We start from the raw sequence: 16352 nt of genomic DNA, 5'->3' as shown, positions 1-16352 counted from the left end.
TTTAGGCACTGTCGAGGCAACTCTTCAGGTACCGCCACAGTGCCTCACGACAACTCGCGGCAACTCATGGCGACTCTTTGGGCACTGCCACAGCACGTCACTCCCCCGTAACCTGTGCCGCGACCACCCGGAACACGTGAAACACCCACACATGCACCGCGCGGATCACACGGCCAAGACAGTCACACGAACCACACAGCGCGCACGACCACGAAAGCGAGGCACCACCCGATGCCCCCCTTCGACGTCCCCGAGGGCGATCCCTTCGGCCCGCACAACCTCCCCTACGGCGTCTTCTCCCGGGCCGGAGCGTCCGAGCGGAGCGTCGGCGTCCGGCTCGGCGACCACGTCCTCGACGCGGGAGCGACCGCCCAGGCCCTCGGCTCCCCGTACGCCGAACTGCTCGCGCAGCCCACCCTGAACCCGCTGCTCGCCGCCGGCCGCACAGCCTGGTCCGACGTACGCCGCGCACTCACCGCCTGGGTGACGGTCCCGGCCCACCGGGAGACCATCGCACCCCTCCTGCACCCCCTCTCCGAGGTGACCCTGCACCTCCCCTTCGAGGTCGCGGACTACGTCGACTTCTACGCCTCCGAGAACCACGCCCGGAACGTCGGACAGATCTTCCGCCCCGACGCCACCGACTCCCTCACCCCCAACTGGAAGCACCTGCCGATCGGTTACCACGGCCGCTCCGGCACGGTCGTGGTGTCGGGCACGGAGGTGGTCCGCCCCTCGGGCCAGCGCAAGGCCCCTTCCGACACCGCCCCCGTCTTCGGCCCCTCCGTCCGGCTCGACATCGAGGCGGAGGTCGGCTTCGTGGTCGGCGCACCCTCGACCAGGGGCACGCCCGTCCCGCTCTCCTCCTTCCGCGACCACGTCTTCGGCCTCTGCCTCCTCAACGACTGGTCGGCGCGCGACATCCAGGCCTGGGAGTACGTCCCTCTCGGCCCCTTCCTCGGCAAGTCCTTCGCCACCTCGGTGTCGGCGTGGATCACCCCGCTCGACGCGCTGGACGACGCACGGGTCGCGCCCCCGGCCCGCACGCACCCCCTCCTCCCCTACCTGGACGACTCCGAGGACGAGCCCGGCGGCTACGACCTCCGTATCTCCGTCGCCGTCAACGGCCACGTCGTCTCCGCACCCCCCTTCTCCACCATGTACTGGACGGCCGCCCAGCAACTGGCCCACATGACGGTCAACGGGGCCTCCCTGCGCACCGGCGACCTGTACGGCTCGGGAACGGTCAGCGGCCCCTCCGAGCACGAGCGCGGCTCCCTCCTGGAACTCACCTGGAACGGCCGCGACACCCTCGACCTCCCCGACGGCAAGCGGGCCTTCCTGGAGGACGGCGACGAGGTCACCCTGACGGCCTGGGCCCCGGGCCCCGACGGCACGCGGGTGGGACTGGGCGAGGTGAGGGGCCGCATCACCCCGGCACCCAACCCCTCCTGACTCCGGCGGCGTCCGGGTCAACAGCCCCGGCGGGGTGCAGGGGCGAGGCCCCGCTGTGGCCCCTCCGGGGAGGGGCCACCAGGGGGTCGAAGGGGCGGAGCCCCTGGGATGGGACGGGTAGGGGCGGCGGGGGCGAAGACCCCTACCCCGCCGACCCCACGTCCCCGCACCCGCACCCGCGCTCGCACCCACAAGACACCCTCGCCCCACACCGCGCCCCCGCGGGTGGCAGATCTCCCCTCCTCCCAACCAAAACCGCAGGCCAACGCCCGACCCTCACCATCGACAGGTGGCGCAACACTCCAGCAACACCACCACCCGCACCCCGTCGGTATGGTCCGTCGCATGCCCACCGAACGCGTCCGAGAACACGCCGGCCCCGGCGCGACCACCGTCGCCGCCCACCGGCGTCGGCTGCGCGCGGACCGGGCGAGGCAACTCGCCGACCTGCTCCGCCACCAGGTGCTGACCGGCGGTTTCCCGGACGGCACCCTGCCGCACGAAGCCGCCCTCGGCACCGACTACCGCGCCTCGCGCAACACCGTCCGCCAGGCCCTGGACCTGCTCCGCGCGGAGGGCCTGGTGGAACGCCTCCCCGGCGTCGGCACCGTCGTCGTCGCCCAGAAGTACCCGCACGGACTCGACCGGCTGATGGGACTCGCGGAGACCCTGCGCGAACACGGCCAGGTCACCAACGAGGTCCGTACGGTCGGCCCCGTGGCCGCGCCCACCCTCGTGGCCGACCGCCTCCGTATCGCCCCCGGCGCCGACGTCCTCTACATCGAACGACTTCGCCGCCTCGACGGACTCCCCCTCTCCCTCGACCTCACCTACATCCCGCTCGACCTCGGCACCGCCCTGCTCGGCGCCGACCTGGAGAACACCGATGTCTTCCGCCTCCTGGAAGCCATCGCCGGCCAGCCGCTGGGGCACGCCGAGATCACCCTGGAGGCGGTCAACTCCGACGCACACTCGGCGGCCGTCCTGCAAGCGCCCCGTGGTGCGGCCGTCCTCATGCTGGAGCGGCTCACTCACCTCGCCGACGGCCGCCCCGTGGACCTGGAGTTCATCCGCTTCCGCGGCGACCGCATCACAATGAGCGGCCGGCTCCGCCGCGCGATCTGACGCCTCTCTTCACCACGTCACCGTCACCTCCCTTCCGCACCGCGCCCCTCACCACAGCTCCCTTTCACCGCCGCGCCCCTCACCGCCGCGCCCCTCCACCCCTTCATCGTTTCGAAGGGTCCTTCCGGTTCATCCCACGCACGACTTTTCTGGAGACAGCCATGCCCTTGGCGCCCCAGCGGGCCGACGTGCCCGTGACCATCGACGAGTCGAAGTGCATCGACGGCTGCACGCTCTGCGTGGACATGTGCCCGCTGGACTCCCTCGCCATCGACGAGAGCAACGGCAAGGCGTACATGCACGTCGACGAGTGCTGGTACTGCGGCCCCTGCGCGGCCCGCTGCCCCACCGGGGCCGTCACGGTCAACATGCCCTACCTCCTCCGGTGAGAGGACCGAACTCCCATGAAACTCAAGGCATTCGCCGCCGTGGTCACGGCCGCCCTCGTACTTCCTCTCACCGCCTGCGGCAGCGGCACCACGACCGGCTCCGGCTCCACGGTCACCATCACGGTCGGCTACCAGTCCAAGACCATCAACACCGTCACGGCCGGCACCCTCCTCCGTTCGCTCGGCTACTTCGAGAAGGAGCTCAAGGCCCTCGGAGACGGCACGACGTACAAGGTGAACTGGCAGGACTACGCGACCGGCGCCCCGATCACCGCCCAGATGACCGCCGGGAAGATCGACATCGGCTCGATGGGCGACTTCCCGCTGCTGATCAACGCGGCCCGCGGCAAGCAGCTCGGCCGCCCCACCCGCCTCGTCTCCGTCACCGGCTACAACCTCCGAGGCGGCCTCAACACCATCGTCACGGCACCGGACTCGAAACTCGCCACCCTCGCCGACCTTCGCGGCAAGAAGGTGTCGACCAGCATCGGTTCGGCGGCCGACGGCACCCTCGTACGAGCCCTGCAGCGCGCCGGGATCGACCCGGACAAGGGCATCCAGAAGCTCAACCAGCAGCCCGCGGTGGGCGCTTCGGCCCTCGCCGCGGGCAGCACCGACGCGCTCTCGCAGTTCGTTGCCTGGCCCGGCCTGCTCGCCTTCCAGGGCAAGGCGAAGGCTCTGTACGACGGCGCCGCACTCGATCTGCCGACCTTCCACGGCGTCACCGCCCGCGAGGACTTCGCGAAGAAGCGCCCGACCGTGCTGGAGGCCTTCCTCCGGGCGCAGTCGGAGGCGACGACCTATCTGCACGACCACCCGCTGGCCGCCGCCCAGAAGGTCGCGAAGGCGACCGATCTGCCCGCCGAGGTCGTCTACCTCTACAACGGCGCTCACGGCATCGCCACCTTCGACCCGGCCCTCAAGCCCCAGCTGATCTCCGCGCTGAAGAAGGACGTCTCCGTCCTGAAGTCGGCGAAGCTCGTGGGCGACGTCGACGTGGACGCCTTCGTCGACGACCAGTACGTGAAGCGCGCCCTCGGCCCGACCGCGTACGCCGATCAGCTCGCCGCGTCACCTCCACCGGCCGCGAGCGAGGTGTGGCCCAAGGACGCCTCCTCGACCCGTACCTTCGCCTCCCCCTCCGCTCTCCTCCACTACGTGTCCTCCCACCGCGACACCGTCCGCGCCGCGTATGTCCCCGACGCCACGACCGGCACCCAGTGGTTCGCCGACCGGGCGGTGTGGGTGGTCGACGGCAGCGACCTGCACCCCTTCGTCACGGCGGCGACCGCCCGGGCGTACCTCGCCGGCCACCAGGGCGCGCACACGATCTCGTACGCCTCCGCGCTGGAGCGGGCCTCATGACCCGGTATCTCGTCAGGGCCGCTTCGCTCGCCGCGGCCCTGACCGCCTGGCAGCTGCTGACCAGCCTGAACGTCGATCTCTGGCTGCGCTTCTCGCAGTTCCCCACCGTCGCGGACGTGGCCCGTGCCTTCGGAGACCGCCTCGGCGGCCACGACTACTGGACGGACCTCACCGACAGCCTCACCCGGATCCTCACGGGCTTCCTGCTGGCAGCCGTCCTGGGGGTGGCCACGGGCGTGCTCGTGGCCCGCTCGCGCCTGGCCGAGGACCTGCTCGGCCCGCTGGTGGAGGTGCTCAGGCCGATCCCCGCGATCGCGCTCGTCCCGGTGGCGATCCTCCTCTTCCCCAGCAACGAACAGGGCATCGTCTTCATCACCTGCGCCGCCGCCTTCTTCCCGGTCCTGGTCTCCACCCGGCACGCGGTTCGGGCCCTGGCCCCCGTGTGGGAGGAGGCGGTGCGCACCATGGGCGGCGGCCGATGGCGGATCCTCGGCTCGGTCGTCCTGCCCGGCGCCCTCCCCGGGATCTTCGGCGGTCTCTCGGTCGGCATCGGCGTCTCGTGGATCTGTGTGATCTCCGCCGAGATGATCTCCGGCCAGTACGGTGTCGGCTACCGCACCTGGCAGGACTACACCGTCGTCGACTATCCCGGTGTCTTCGTCGGCATGGTCACGATCGGTGTGCTGGGCTGGGTCACCTCCACGGCCGTCGAGCGCGTGGGGCGATGGCTCACCCGGTGGCTGCCGCGCACCGAGTACGTCGCCGGGGCGCGCGTGCGCAGGGCTCCCGCCCCGGTCTCGTCCGTCCCGGAGCCTGTCCGTGAGGAGGGGGTGCGCGATGAGCACCTCGTCTGAGACCGGGACGCCCGTCGCCGCGCGCGGCACCCGGCTGTCCCTCACGCGTGCCTCGCTCGGCCGCCCCGGCGCCCCCGTCCTCGAAGGCGTCGTCCTGGACATCACCCCCGGCGAGATCCTCACCGTCGTCGGCCCCTCCGGCTGCGGCAAGTCGACCCTCCTGCGCACCCTCGCCGGGCTGCTGCCCGCGCTCGCCGGAACCGTCACCCAGGACGGTCGCCCCCTGGTGGGCCCAGGTGCCGACCGGGCGCTCGTCTTCCAGGAGGATGCCCTTCTTCCCTGGCGCACCCTGCGTGCCAACGTCGAACTCCCGCTGGCCATCAAGGGCTCGTCCCGCACCGAGCGGCGCTCGCGGGCCTCGGCCTGGCTGGCCCGCGTCGGACTCGCCGACCGCGAACGGCAGTTGCCGCACCGCGTCTCCGGCGGCCAGCGCCAGCGCGTCCAGCTCGCCCGCGCCCTCGCCGGAGCACCCCGCGCCGTCCTCATGGACGAACCCTTCGGCGCCCTGGACGCCCAGACCCGCGCCGGCATGCAGGACCTCCTCGTCGAGGTACTGCACGGCACCGGAGCGACCGTCGTCTTCGTCACCCACGACGTGGACGAGGCGCTGTTCCTGGGCGACCGGGTCGCACTCCTCGGCTCCGGGCACCCGGCCGACGACGGCGGTCCCGGCAGCCCCGGCCGGCTTCTCGCCGTACGTGAAGTACCGCGCCCGCGTGATCGATCCGCACTCGACGACCCGGCACGGCTCACCCTGCGCCGCGAGATCCTCACGTCCCTCAGCACCTGAAAGGCACCCTCGTGGACACCCCCGTGGACACCCCCGTGGAGATCCCCGCGCTCGCGGACGCCGAAGAGCTTTCCTGCGACGTGCTCGTCATCGGCGGCGGCACGGCCGGCACCATGGCGGCGCTCACCGCCGCCGAGCACGGGGCCGACGTCCTCCTCCTGGAGAAGGCGCACGTCCGCCACTCCGGCGCTCTCGCCATGGGCATGGACGGCGTCAACAACGCGGTCATCCCCGGCCGCGCCGAACCCGACGACTACGTCGCCGAGATCACCCGCGCCAACGACGGCATCGTCGACCAGTCCACCGTCCGCCAGACCGCGACCCGCGGCTTCGCGATGGTGCGGCGCCTGGAGTCGTACGGCGTGAAGTTCGAGAAGGACGAGCACGGTGAGTACGCGGTCCGCCAGGTGCACCGCTCCGGCTCGTACGTGCTGCCGATGCCCGAGGGCAAGGACGTCAAGAAGGTCCTCTACCGGCAGTTGCGGCGCCGCGAGATGCGCGAGCGCATCCGCATCGAGAACCGGGTGATGCCGGTACGGGTCCTCACGGCGGAGGGGCGTGCGGTGGGTGCCGCGGGCTTCAACACCCGCACCGGGCGGTTCGTCTCCGTACGTGCCGGGGCGGTGATCCTCGCGACCGGCGCCTGCGGCCGCCTCGGCCTGCCCGCCTCCGGCTACCTCTACGGCACGTACGAGAACCCCACCAACGCCGGTGACGGCTACGCCATGGCCTATCACGCCGGCGCCGAACTCACCGGCATCGAGTGCTTCCAGATCAACCCACTGATCAAGGACTACAACGGTCCCGCCTGCGCCTACGTCGCCAACCCCTTCGGCGGCTACCAGGTCAACCGGCACGGCGAACGCTTCGTCGACTCCGACTACTGGTCGGGCCAGATGATGGCCGAGTTCGCCGCCGAGATCGCCTCGGACCGGGGCCCGGTGTATCTCAAGCTCAGCCACCTCCCCGAGGAGTCGATCAGCGCCCTCGAGTCCATTCTGCACACCACCGAACGCCCCACGCGCGGTACCTTCCACGCCGGTCGCGGCCACGACTACCGCACCCATGACATCGAGATGCACATCTCCGAGATCGGCCTGTGCGGCGGCCACTCCGCTTCGGGCGTACGGGTCGACGACCACGCCCGTACGACCGTGCCCCGTCTGTACGCCGCCGGGGACCTGGCCTGTGTCCCCCACAACTACATGATCGGCGCGTTCGTCTTCGGCGACCTCGCGGGAGCGGACGCCTCCCAGTACAAGCCCTACGAGGGCGAGTTGCCGCAGGACCAGCTGCGCGACGCACACGAACTGGTCTACCGCCCGCTGCACCACCCGGACGGGCCCCCGCAGTCCCAGGTCGAGTACAAACTCCGCCGCTTCGTGAACGACTACGTGGCGCCGCCGAAGTCCGGCGCCCGGCTCTCCCTCGCCCTGGAGGCGTTCGAGCGGATGCGCGCGGACATCACGGAGATGGGTGCCCGCACTCCGCACGAGCTGATGCGGTGCGCCGAGGTCACGTTCATCCGCGACTGCGCGGAGATGGCGGCCCGCGCGTCCCTGGCCCGCACGGAGTCCCGCTGGGGCCTGTACCACGACCGCACGGACCATCCCGCGCGCGACGACGACGCCTGGTTCCACCACCTCGACCTGCACAAGTCCCCCTCCGGCTCCATGGAGTTCACGGCCCGTCCCGTGGCCCCCTATCTCGTCCCGGTTCCCGACTTCGCCCCGACGGGCGGCGCCTCCCGACACCTCGGCGAGGTCCACCCGGAGGCGGTCGCCACGGCGGGGGCACGGGACGCCGCGCCGGTGGCCTCGGCGCCCCCTTCCGGCACGGTCCCCGTCACCGATCCCGATCCCGACCGCAGGGGACTCGACCACACCGGCGCGGGCACCTCGCCCCGCCTCCTCGAACTCCTCGCCCTCACGGAACAGGAGCCCGAACTCACCGCACTGCTGCCCTACTTGGGCGACCCGTCCCCCGCTGTCCGACGCTCGGCCGTCGACGTCCTCACCGAGACCGTGCCGCCCGGCACCGGTCCCGCCCTCGCCGCCGCGCTCCGGGACCCGCACGGCGACGTACGGGCCACCGCCGCGGCCTCGCTGCGCGAGCTGGTGGAGACCCTGCCGGCCGAGCCGGACCTGCGCGAGGGCCTCGCCGCCGCCCTCACCGAGGACGATCCCGTCGTACGCGCCGCCGCCCTGGACGTCCTGCGCGCGCTGCGCCTGGGCGACGCGGAACTGTTCACGGACGCCCTCGCCGATCCCGAGATCGCCGTCCGCGTCGAGGCCGTGCGCGCCCTGGTCTCCGTCGACGCCGCGGAGCCCCTGAGCCGGGCCGCGGCCGACCCGTCCCGCGAGGTCCGCGTCACGGTGGCCAAGGCCCTCGCCAACGTGACTCCGGGAAAGCTCGTCGCGGACACCCTCGACCGGCTCACGACCGACCCGGACGCCCTGGTCCGGGCAACGGCCTTCGCGACGCTGGCCGTCACCGGCTGCTCGGCATCCCTGGCCGCGCGTGCCGTCGCCGCCCAGGCCGACCCCGCCTGGCAGGTCCGCTCCGGCGCCGCGACCGCGCTGTCCGCCGCGGAGGCCCGGGTCGCCGTCCCGGCGCTCGCCCGGGCCCTGGAAGACCCGAACGCCGACGTCCGCAAGGCGACGGTCCTGGCCCTCGTGCGGCACTCCGCGATCGACGAGGACGCCCGCGCGGCCCTGGCCACGGCCACGGCGGACTCCGACGCGGACGTCAGGGCGTACGCGTCACGGGCCCTGTGACCACAGGACTGAGCAGAGAGCTGGGCGGAGGGCCGGGACGCCCTATATCCAGTCCTCCGGCTCCGGTTCCGCGTCCATCTCGGGCCAGTCCGGGTCCGGTGCCTCACCGGCCGCGGCGGCCGGTGCTGCTCCGGGGGCGCCGCCGCCCAGGGAGGCGAGCACTCCGATCACGCCCTCTCCGTATGTCGCGAGCTTCTTCTCGCCCACCCCGCTGATGCCACCGAGGCCTTCGACCGAGGTGGGCCACACCGTGGCGATCTCCCGGAGCGTGGCGTCGTGGAAGATGACGTAGGCCGGGACGCCCTGTTCCTTGGCCTGTTCGGCGCGCCAGGAGCGCAGGGCCTCGAAGGCGGGGACGAGCTCCTGGGGCAGGTCGGCCGCGGCGGCCTTGGCCTTGCGATCGCCCCGCGAGGACGAGGAGGAGCGGGAGACGGTGGGCTTCGGCGGCTCCTTGCGAAGCGGCACCTCGCGCTCGCGCCGCAGCACCGTCCCGCTCTCCTCGGTCAGCACCAGCGTCCCGTACTCGCCCTCTACCGCGAGCAGGCCTTGCGCCAGCAACTGCCGCACCACGCCACGCCATTCGGACTCGGCGAGGTCCTCACCGATGCCGAACACGGACAGCTGGTCGTGATCGAACTGGATCACCTTGGCGGTGCGCCGCCCCAGCAGGATGTCGATGATCTGACCGGCGCCGAACTTCTGTCCGCGCTCGCGCTGCAGCCGTACCACCGTGGACAGCAGCTTCTGTGCCACGACCGTGCCGTCCGAGGTCTCGGGCGGTAGGAGGCACGTGTCGCAGTTGCCGCAGGCCGGGGTGTGCGGGTCCTGGCCGAAGTAGGCGAGGAGCTGGGAGCGCCGGCACTGCACCGTCTCGCACAGGGCCAGCATCGAGTCCAGGTGGGCGGCGGCCCGGCGGCGGAACGCCTCGTCGCCCTCCGAGCCCTGGATCATCTTGCGCTGCTGGACGACATCCTGAAGCCCGTACGCCATCCATGCCGTGGACGGCAGTCCGTCACGGCCCGCGCGTCCCGTCTCCTGGTAGTAGCCCTCGACCGACTTGGGCAGGTCGAGGTGGGCGACGAACCGCACGTCCGGCTTGTCGATGCCCATCCCGAAGGCGATGGTGGCGACCACGACGAGGCCCTCTTCGCGCAGGAAGCGCGACTGGTGGGTGGCGCGGGTGCCCGCGTCCAGACCCGCGTGGTACGGCACCGCCTCGACACCGTTGCGGGAGAGGAACTCGGCCGTCTTCTCCACCGAGTTGCGCGAGAGGCAGTACACGATGCCGGCGTCGCCCGCGTGCTCGTCGCGCAGGAAGGACAGCAGCTGCTTCTTGGGATCGGCCTTCGGAACGATCCGGTACTGGATGTTGGGACGGTCGAAGCTCGCCTCGAAGTGGCGGGCGGTCGGCATGGCCAGGCGCTGGGTGATCTCCTTGTGCGTCGCGCGGGTGGCCGTGGCCGTCAGCGCGATGCGCGGGACGTCCGGCCAGCGCTCGCCGAGCAGTGAGAGCGCCAGATAGTCGGGGCGGAAGTCGTGGCCCCACTGGGCCACGCAGTGCGCCTCGTCGATCGCGAAGACGGAGATCTTCCCGCGTGACAGCAGGTCCAGCGTGGTCTCCAGGCGCAGCCGCTCCGGGGCCAGGTAGAGCACGTCGAGCTCCCCTGACAGGAACTCGGCCTCCACTACGCGCCGCTCGTCGAAGTCCTGCGTGGAGTTCATGAACCCGGCGCGCACGCCCAGCGCGCGCAGCGCGTCCACCTGATCCTGCATCAGCGCGATGAGGGGGGAGACCACGACTCCCGTACCCGGTCTGACCAGGGCCGGAATCTGGTAGCAGAGCGACTTGCCGCCACCTGTCGGCATCAGGACGACAGCGTCACCGCCCGCCACCACGTGCTCGATGATCGCTTCCTGCTCACCGCGGAAGGCGTCGTACCCGAAGACCCGGTGGAGCGTGGCCAGTGCCTCGCTCTCTCCCAGCGTCTCCGTCGCGTCCGCTTCGGTCATCACACCCGTCCCGCCCATCGTCCTGTCCCCCGTACGTCGCGCCTCGACCACTGCGTCCACGATAGGGGTCCGCGCCGACAGCCCGAGAGTTATCCACAGGCTGCGACCGATCGGCTTCCCTACGTACTCGCGTCCGGCCGGTCTCACTCCCCTGCACGGCGCGCCCTGCGCGCGTTCAATCCGTTGGCCCCACTCGCATGGCGACGACGACGTACGCCGCGACCGCGAAGTACCTCGACGAGTCGGTCACCATCGCCGACAGATACGGGTAAGCGCAACCTCGTCGGGGTGGAGTGGATCGTTCCGGACGTCAAGTGCCCGGTCCCTCCGAGCCGGACGGCTCAGACGGCTCTGACGGCTCAGACGGGGCACGCGATGCGCTGATCACAGCTCGGGCCCCGCTGCCTCACGAGGAGGGAGCGGGGCCCGGCCCATGCGCGGTTCAGCGGACGAAGACTCCCGCCTGGCTCGCCAGGTTCAGGAAGTACTGCGGCGCCACACCGAGCACCAGCGTGACCGCCACACCGAACCCGATCGCCGTCATGGTCAGCGGCGAGGGCACGGCGACCGTCGGTCCCTCCGGCCGGGGCTCGCTGAAGAACATGAGCACGATCACGCGGATGTAGAAGAACGCCGCGATCGCCGACGAGATCACACCGACCACGACCAGCGGGCCCGCGCCGCCCTCCGCCGCCGCCTTGAAGACGGCGAACTTCCCGGCGAAGCCGGAGGTCAGCGGAATACCCGCGAACGCCAGCAGGAAGACCGCGAAGACTGCCGCCACCAGCGGGGAGCGGCGTCCGAGGCCCGCCCACTTGGACAGGTGCGTGGCCTCGCCGCCCGCGTCCCGGACCAGGGTCACGACCGCGAAGGCCCCGATCGTCACGAACGAGTACGCGGCCAGGTAGAAGAGGACAGACGAGACGCCGTCCCGCGAGGTCGCGATGACGCCCGCGAGGATGAATCCGGCGTGCGCGATGGACGAGTACGCCAGGAGCCGCTTGATGTCGGTCTGGGTGATCGCGACGATCGCACCGCCCAGCATGGTGACGATCGCGACGGCCCACATGACCGGCCGCCAGTCCCAGCGGAGGCCCGGCAGGACGACGTACAGCAGCCGCAGCAGCGCCCCGAAGGCGGCCACCTTCGTCGCCGCGGCCATGAAGCCGGTGACCGGTGTCGGCGCGCCCTGGTAGACGTCGGGGGTCCACATGTGGAACGGCACCGCGCCGACCTTGAAGAGCAGGCCCATGACGACCATCGCGGCGCCGATGAGCAGCAGCACGTCGTTGCCCATGGTGCCGACGAGCGCCGGGTCGACGTTCGGGATCGTGCCGTCCACGACCTGTGCGATCGTCGCGTACGACACGGAGCCCGCGTAGCCGTAGAGCAGGGCGATGCCGAAGAGGGTGAACGCGGAGGCGAAGGCGCCGAGCAGGAAGTACTTGACCGCGGCCTCCTGCGACATGAGCCGCTTGCGGCGGGCCACGGCGCACAGCAGGTAGAGGGGCAGCGAGAAGACTTCCAGCGCGATGAACAGGGTCAGCAGGTCGTTGGCCGACGGGAAGACCAGCATGCCGCCGATCGCGAAGAGCAGCAGCGGGAACACCTCGGTGGTGGTGAACCCGGCCTTCACCGCGGCCTTCTCGCTGTCGCTGCCGGGCACGGAGGCGGCCTGCGCGGCGAACGAGTCGACGCGGTTGCCGTGCGCCTCCGGGTCGAGCCGTCGCTCGGCGAAGGTGAAGACACCGAGGATGCCCGCCAGCAGGATCGTGCCCTGCAGGAACAGGGACGGTCCGTCGACGGCGATCGCGCCCATGGCCGCGATGTGCGCCTTCGTGGTGCCGTATCCGCCCGCCGCCAGTGCGATCACCGCGGCGAAGGCTGCGGCGAGCGCGACGACGGACAGGAAGACCTGCGCGTAGTACCGGGACTTGCGCGGCACGAAGGCCTCGACGAGCACCCCTACGAGCGCCGCCCCGATCACGATCAGGGTGGGCGACAATTGCCCGTATTCGATCTTCGGCGCGTCGATCTTGGAGATCGGTTCGGCCGCGGTTGTCCACAGGCTGTGGACAGCTGCTGTGCTCACTTGGCCGCCTCCACCTCGGGCTTGGGGTCCGTCTTATGGACGTCGGACATGGTCTGCTGGACCGCCGGGTTGACGATGTCGGTGACCGGCTTCGGATAGACGCCCAGGAAGATCAACAGGGCGATCAGCGGGGCGACCACCAGAAGCTCACGCACCCTGAGGTCGGGCATCTCGGCGACCTCCGCCTTCACCGGGCCCGTCATCGTCCGCTGATAGAGGACGAGTGTGTAGAGCGCGGCGAGGACGATGCCGAAGGTGGCGACGATACCGACGGCCGGGTAGCGCTCGAACGCGCCCACCAGGACCAGGAATTCACTCACGAAGGGCGCGAGCCCGGGGAGCGAGAGGGTCGCGAGGCCGCCGATCAGGAAGGTGCCCGCTAGTACCGGGGCGACTTTCTGCACCCCGCCGTAGTCGGCGATCAGACGCGAGCCGCGCCGCGAGATCAGGAAGCCCGCCACCAGCATCAGGGCGGCGGTGGAGATCCCGTGGTTGACCATGTAGAGCGTCGCGCCCGACTGGCCCTGGCTGGTCATCGCGAAGATGCCCAGGATGATGAACCCGAAGTGCGAGATCGACGCGTACGCCACCAGCCGTTTGATGTCCCGCTGGCCGACCGCGAGCAGCGCCCCGTAGATGATGCTGATGAGGGCGAGGACGAGGATGACCGGCGTCGCCCACTTGCTCGCCTCCGGGAAGAGCTGGAGGCAGAAGCGGAGCATCGCGAAGGTACCGACCTTGTCGACCACCGCCGTGATCAGTACCGCGACCGGGGCCGTGGCCTCTCCCATGGCGTTGGGCAGCCAGGTGTGCAGCGGCCACAGGGGCGCCTTCACCGCGAACGCGAAGAAGAAGCCGAGGAACAGCCACCGCTCCGTGCTGGTCGCCATGTGCAGCGAGCCGTTGGCGCGGGCCTGCACGATCTCCTGGAGCGAGAAGTTTCCGGCCACTACGTAGAGGCCGATGACGGCGGCCAGCATGATCAGGCCGCCGACCAGGTTGTAGAGGAGGAACTTCACCGCGGCGTACGAGCGTTGGGTCGCCGCCGCGTCGTCCCCGTGCTCGTGGGCACGGTCCCCGAAGCCGCCGATGAGGAAGTACATCGGGATCAGCATGGCTTCGAAGAAGATGTAGAAGAGGAAGACGTCGGTGGCCTCGAAGGAGATGATCACCATCGCCTCGACGGCCAGGATCAGGGCGAAGAAGCCCTGGGTCGGCCGCCAGCGCCTGCTTCCTGTCTCCTGTGGGTCGGCGTCGTGCCAGCCCGCCAGGATCACGAACGGGATCAGCAGCGCGGTCAGCGCGACGAGCGCCACCCCGATGCCGTCCACGCCCAGCTCGTACCGCACCCCGAAGTCCTTGATCCAGGCGTGGGATTCGGTGAGCTGGTAGCGGTTGCCGCCCGGGTCGAAGCGTACGAGCACGATCGCGGCCAGGACGAGCGTGGCGAGCGAGACGATCAGCGCCAGCCACTTGGCGGCGACGCGTTGCGCGGCCGGCACGGCGGCCGTGGCGATCGCCCCGATCGCCGGGAGCGCCGCCGTCGCTGTCAGCAGAGGAAAGGACATCGGTATCAGACCGCCCTCATCAGCAGGGTCGCGGCGACGAGGATCGCCGCACCGCCGAACATCGAGACCGCGTAACTGCGCGCATAGCCGTTCTGCAGTTTGCGCAGCCGCCCGGAGAGGCCGCCCATGGAGGCCGCGGTGCCGTTGACGACCCCGTCGACCAGGGTGTGGTCGACGTACACCAGGGAGCGTGTGAGGTGCTCCCCGCCGCGCACCAGCACGACGTGGTTGAAGTCGTCCTGGAGCAGGTCGCGCCGGGCGGCCCGGGTGAGCAGGGAACCGCGCGGGGCGACGACCGGGACGGGGCTGCGCCCGTACTGGGCGTACGCGATTCCGGCGCCGACGACGAGCAGCACCATGGTGGCCAGCGTGACCGTGAGGGCGCTGACGGGCGAGTTGCCCTCCGAGTGCCCGGTGACCGGCTCCAGCCAGTTGAGGAAGCGGTCGCCGATACTGAAGAAACCGCCCGCGAAGACCGATCCGAAGGCCAGCACGATCATGGGGATCGTCATGGACCTCGGGGACTCGTGCGGGTGCGGCTCATGGCCTTCGGCGTCCGGCTGCCAGCGCTTCTCCCCGAAGAACGTCATGATCATCACGCGGGTCATGTAGTACGCCGTGATGGCCGCGCCCAGCAGGGCCGCGCCGCCGAGGATCCAGCCCTCGGTGCCGCCCTTCGCGAAGGCCGCCTCGATGATCTTGTCCTTGGAGAAGAAGCCGGACAGGCCCGGGAAGCCGATGATGGCGAGGTAGCCGAGGCCGAAGGTGACGAAGGTGATCGGCATGTACGTGCGCAGGCCGCCGTACTTGCGCATGTCGACCTCGTCGTTCATGCCGTGCATGACCGAGCCGGCGCCGAGGAACAGTCCGGCCTTGAAGAAGCCGTGCGTCACCAGGTGCATGATCGCGAAGACGTAGCCGATGGGGCCGAGGCCCGCGGCCAGCACCATGTAACCGATCTGCGACATCGTCGAACCGGCGAGCGCCTTCTTGATGTCGTCCTTCGCGCAACCGACGATCGCACCGAACAGGAGCGTGACGGCGCCGACCACGGTGACGACGAGCTGGGCGTCGGGCGCGGCGTTGAAGATCGCGGCGGAGCGAACGATCAGGTAGACACCCGCGGTCACCATGGTCGCGGCGTGGATGAGGGCCGAGACCGGGGTCGGGCCCTCCATCGCGTCCCCGAGCCAGGACTGCAGCGGCACCTGGGCGGACTTGCCGCAGGCGGCGAGCAGCAGCATCAGGGCGACGGCGGTGAGCTTGCCCTCGGTCGCGCCACCGACGAGCCCCGGGTGCCCCTCGGTACCGAGCACCGGCCCGAAGGCGAAGGACCCGAAGGTGGTGAACATCAGCATGATGGCGATCGACAGGCCCATGTCGCCGACGCGGTTGACCAGGAAGGCCTTCTTCGCGGCGGTGGCGGCGCTGGGCTTGTGCTGCCAGAAGCCGATCAGCAGGTACGAGGCGAGGCCGACGCCCTCCCAGCCGACGTACAACAGCAGGTAGTTGTCGGCGAGGACGAGCAGCAGCATCGCCGCGAGGAACAGGTTCAGGTAGCCGAAGAAGCGGCGGCGCCGCTCGTCGTGCTCCATGTATCCGATCGAGTACAGGTGGATCAGTGAGCCGACGCCGGTGATCAGCAGAACGAACGTCATCGACAGCTGGTCGAGCTGGAAGGAGACGTCCGCCTGGAAGCCCTCGACGGGGATCCAGCTGAACAGGTACTGGCTCATGGCCCGGTGGTCCGCGCTCTTGCCCAGCATGTCGACGAAGAGGATCGCGCCGATCACGAAGGACGCGGCCGCGAGCGCCGTGCCGATCCAGTGGCCGACGGCATCGAGCCGCCGGCCGCCGCACAGCAGTACGGCCGCTCCGAGCAGAGGCGCCGCTACCAGCAGCGCAATCAGGTTCTCCACGATTCAGC

The 16352-nt window shown here is 70.6% G+C and carries 11 protein-coding genes; 7 read left to right on the top strand and 4 right to left on the bottom strand.

Annotated features, from left to right (window positions below; all coding sequences use genetic code 11):
* Window positions 1–231: 231 nt before the first annotated feature.
* From fahA to KVT44_RS22405, 7 genes are all read left to right on the top strand, one after another.
* Window positions 232–1455, top strand: a complete 1224-nt coding sequence (gene fahA / locus KVT44_RS22435; protein WP_217568274.1) for a fumarylacetoacetase — start codon at window positions 232–234, stop codon at window positions 1453–1455.
* Between the two features lie 345 nt (window positions 1456–1800).
* Complete coding sequence (locus KVT44_RS22430; protein ID WP_217568273.1) at window positions 1801–2580, top strand: GntR family transcriptional regulator; 780 nt, start codon at window positions 1801–1803, stop codon at window positions 2578–2580.
* A 161-nt stretch (window positions 2581–2741) separates the two neighbouring features.
* The gene (locus tag KVT44_RS22425) at window positions 2742–2969 is read left to right on the top strand and encodes a ferredoxin family protein (protein WP_010986276.1); all 228 of its coding nucleotides are present in this window, start codon (window positions 2742–2744) and stop codon (window positions 2967–2969) included.
* Between the two features lie 15 nt (window positions 2970–2984).
* A complete protein-coding gene (locus tag KVT44_RS22420; RefSeq protein ID WP_217568272.1) occupies window positions 2985–4334 on the top strand; it encodes an ABC transporter substrate-binding protein in 1350 nt (449 codons plus the stop codon).
* Window positions 4331–5188 (top strand): ABC transporter permease, encoded by an 858-nt coding sequence (locus KVT44_RS22415; protein ID WP_190169899.1) that lies wholly within the window; start codon window positions 4331–4333, stop codon window positions 5186–5188. Before KVT44_RS22420 ends, KVT44_RS22415 begins: the two co-directional genes overlap by 4 nt.
* Window positions 5172–5978: an ABC transporter ATP-binding protein gene (locus tag KVT44_RS22410; RefSeq protein WP_217568271.1), complete on the top strand. Its 807-nt coding sequence runs from the start codon at window positions 5172–5174 to the stop codon at window positions 5976–5978. Before KVT44_RS22415 ends, KVT44_RS22410 begins: the two co-directional genes overlap by 17 nt.
* 41 nt (window positions 5979–6019) lie before the next feature.
* Complete coding sequence (locus tag KVT44_RS22405; RefSeq protein ID WP_308314078.1) at window positions 6020–8755, top strand: fumarate reductase/succinate dehydrogenase flavoprotein subunit; 2736 nt, start codon at window positions 6020–6022, stop codon at window positions 8753–8755.
* A 42-nt stretch (window positions 8756–8797) separates the two neighbouring features.
* On the opposite strand, the gene recQ is transcribed toward KVT44_RS22405, so the two are convergent.
* From recQ to nuoL, 4 genes are all read right to left on the bottom strand, one after another.
* Complete coding sequence (recQ, locus tag KVT44_RS22400) at window positions 8798–10783, bottom strand: DNA helicase RecQ (RefSeq protein ID WP_190170101.1); 1986 nt, start codon at window positions 10781–10783, stop codon at window positions 8798–8800.
* Window positions 10784–11207: 424 nt separating this feature from the next.
* Window positions 11208–12857, bottom strand: coding sequence for an NADH-quinone oxidoreductase subunit NuoN (gene nuoN, locus KVT44_RS22395; RefSeq protein WP_054232160.1), 1650 nt, complete (start codon window positions 12855–12857; stop codon window positions 11208–11210).
* A complete protein-coding gene (locus KVT44_RS22390) occupies window positions 12854–14425 on the bottom strand; it encodes an NADH-quinone oxidoreductase subunit M (RefSeq protein ID WP_190169897.1) in 1572 nt (523 codons plus the stop codon). Before KVT44_RS22390 ends, nuoN begins: the two co-directional genes overlap by 4 nt.
* 5 nt (window positions 14426–14430) lie before the next feature.
* A complete protein-coding gene (gene nuoL / locus KVT44_RS22385) occupies window positions 14431–16344 on the bottom strand; it encodes an NADH-quinone oxidoreductase subunit L (RefSeq protein WP_075028590.1) in 1914 nt (637 codons plus the stop codon).
* Between the last annotated feature and the right edge of the window lie 8 nt (window positions 16345–16352).

It is taken from the genome of Streptomyces sp. GbtcB7 (genome assembly GCF_019091445.1).
Classification (GTDB): Bacteria; Actinomycetota; Actinomycetes; order Streptomycetales; family Streptomycetaceae; genus Streptomyces; species Streptomyces mirabilis.
The sequence above is the reverse complement of the archived record's forward strand: the minus strand, read 5'-3'. Positions and strand labels throughout refer to the sequence as shown.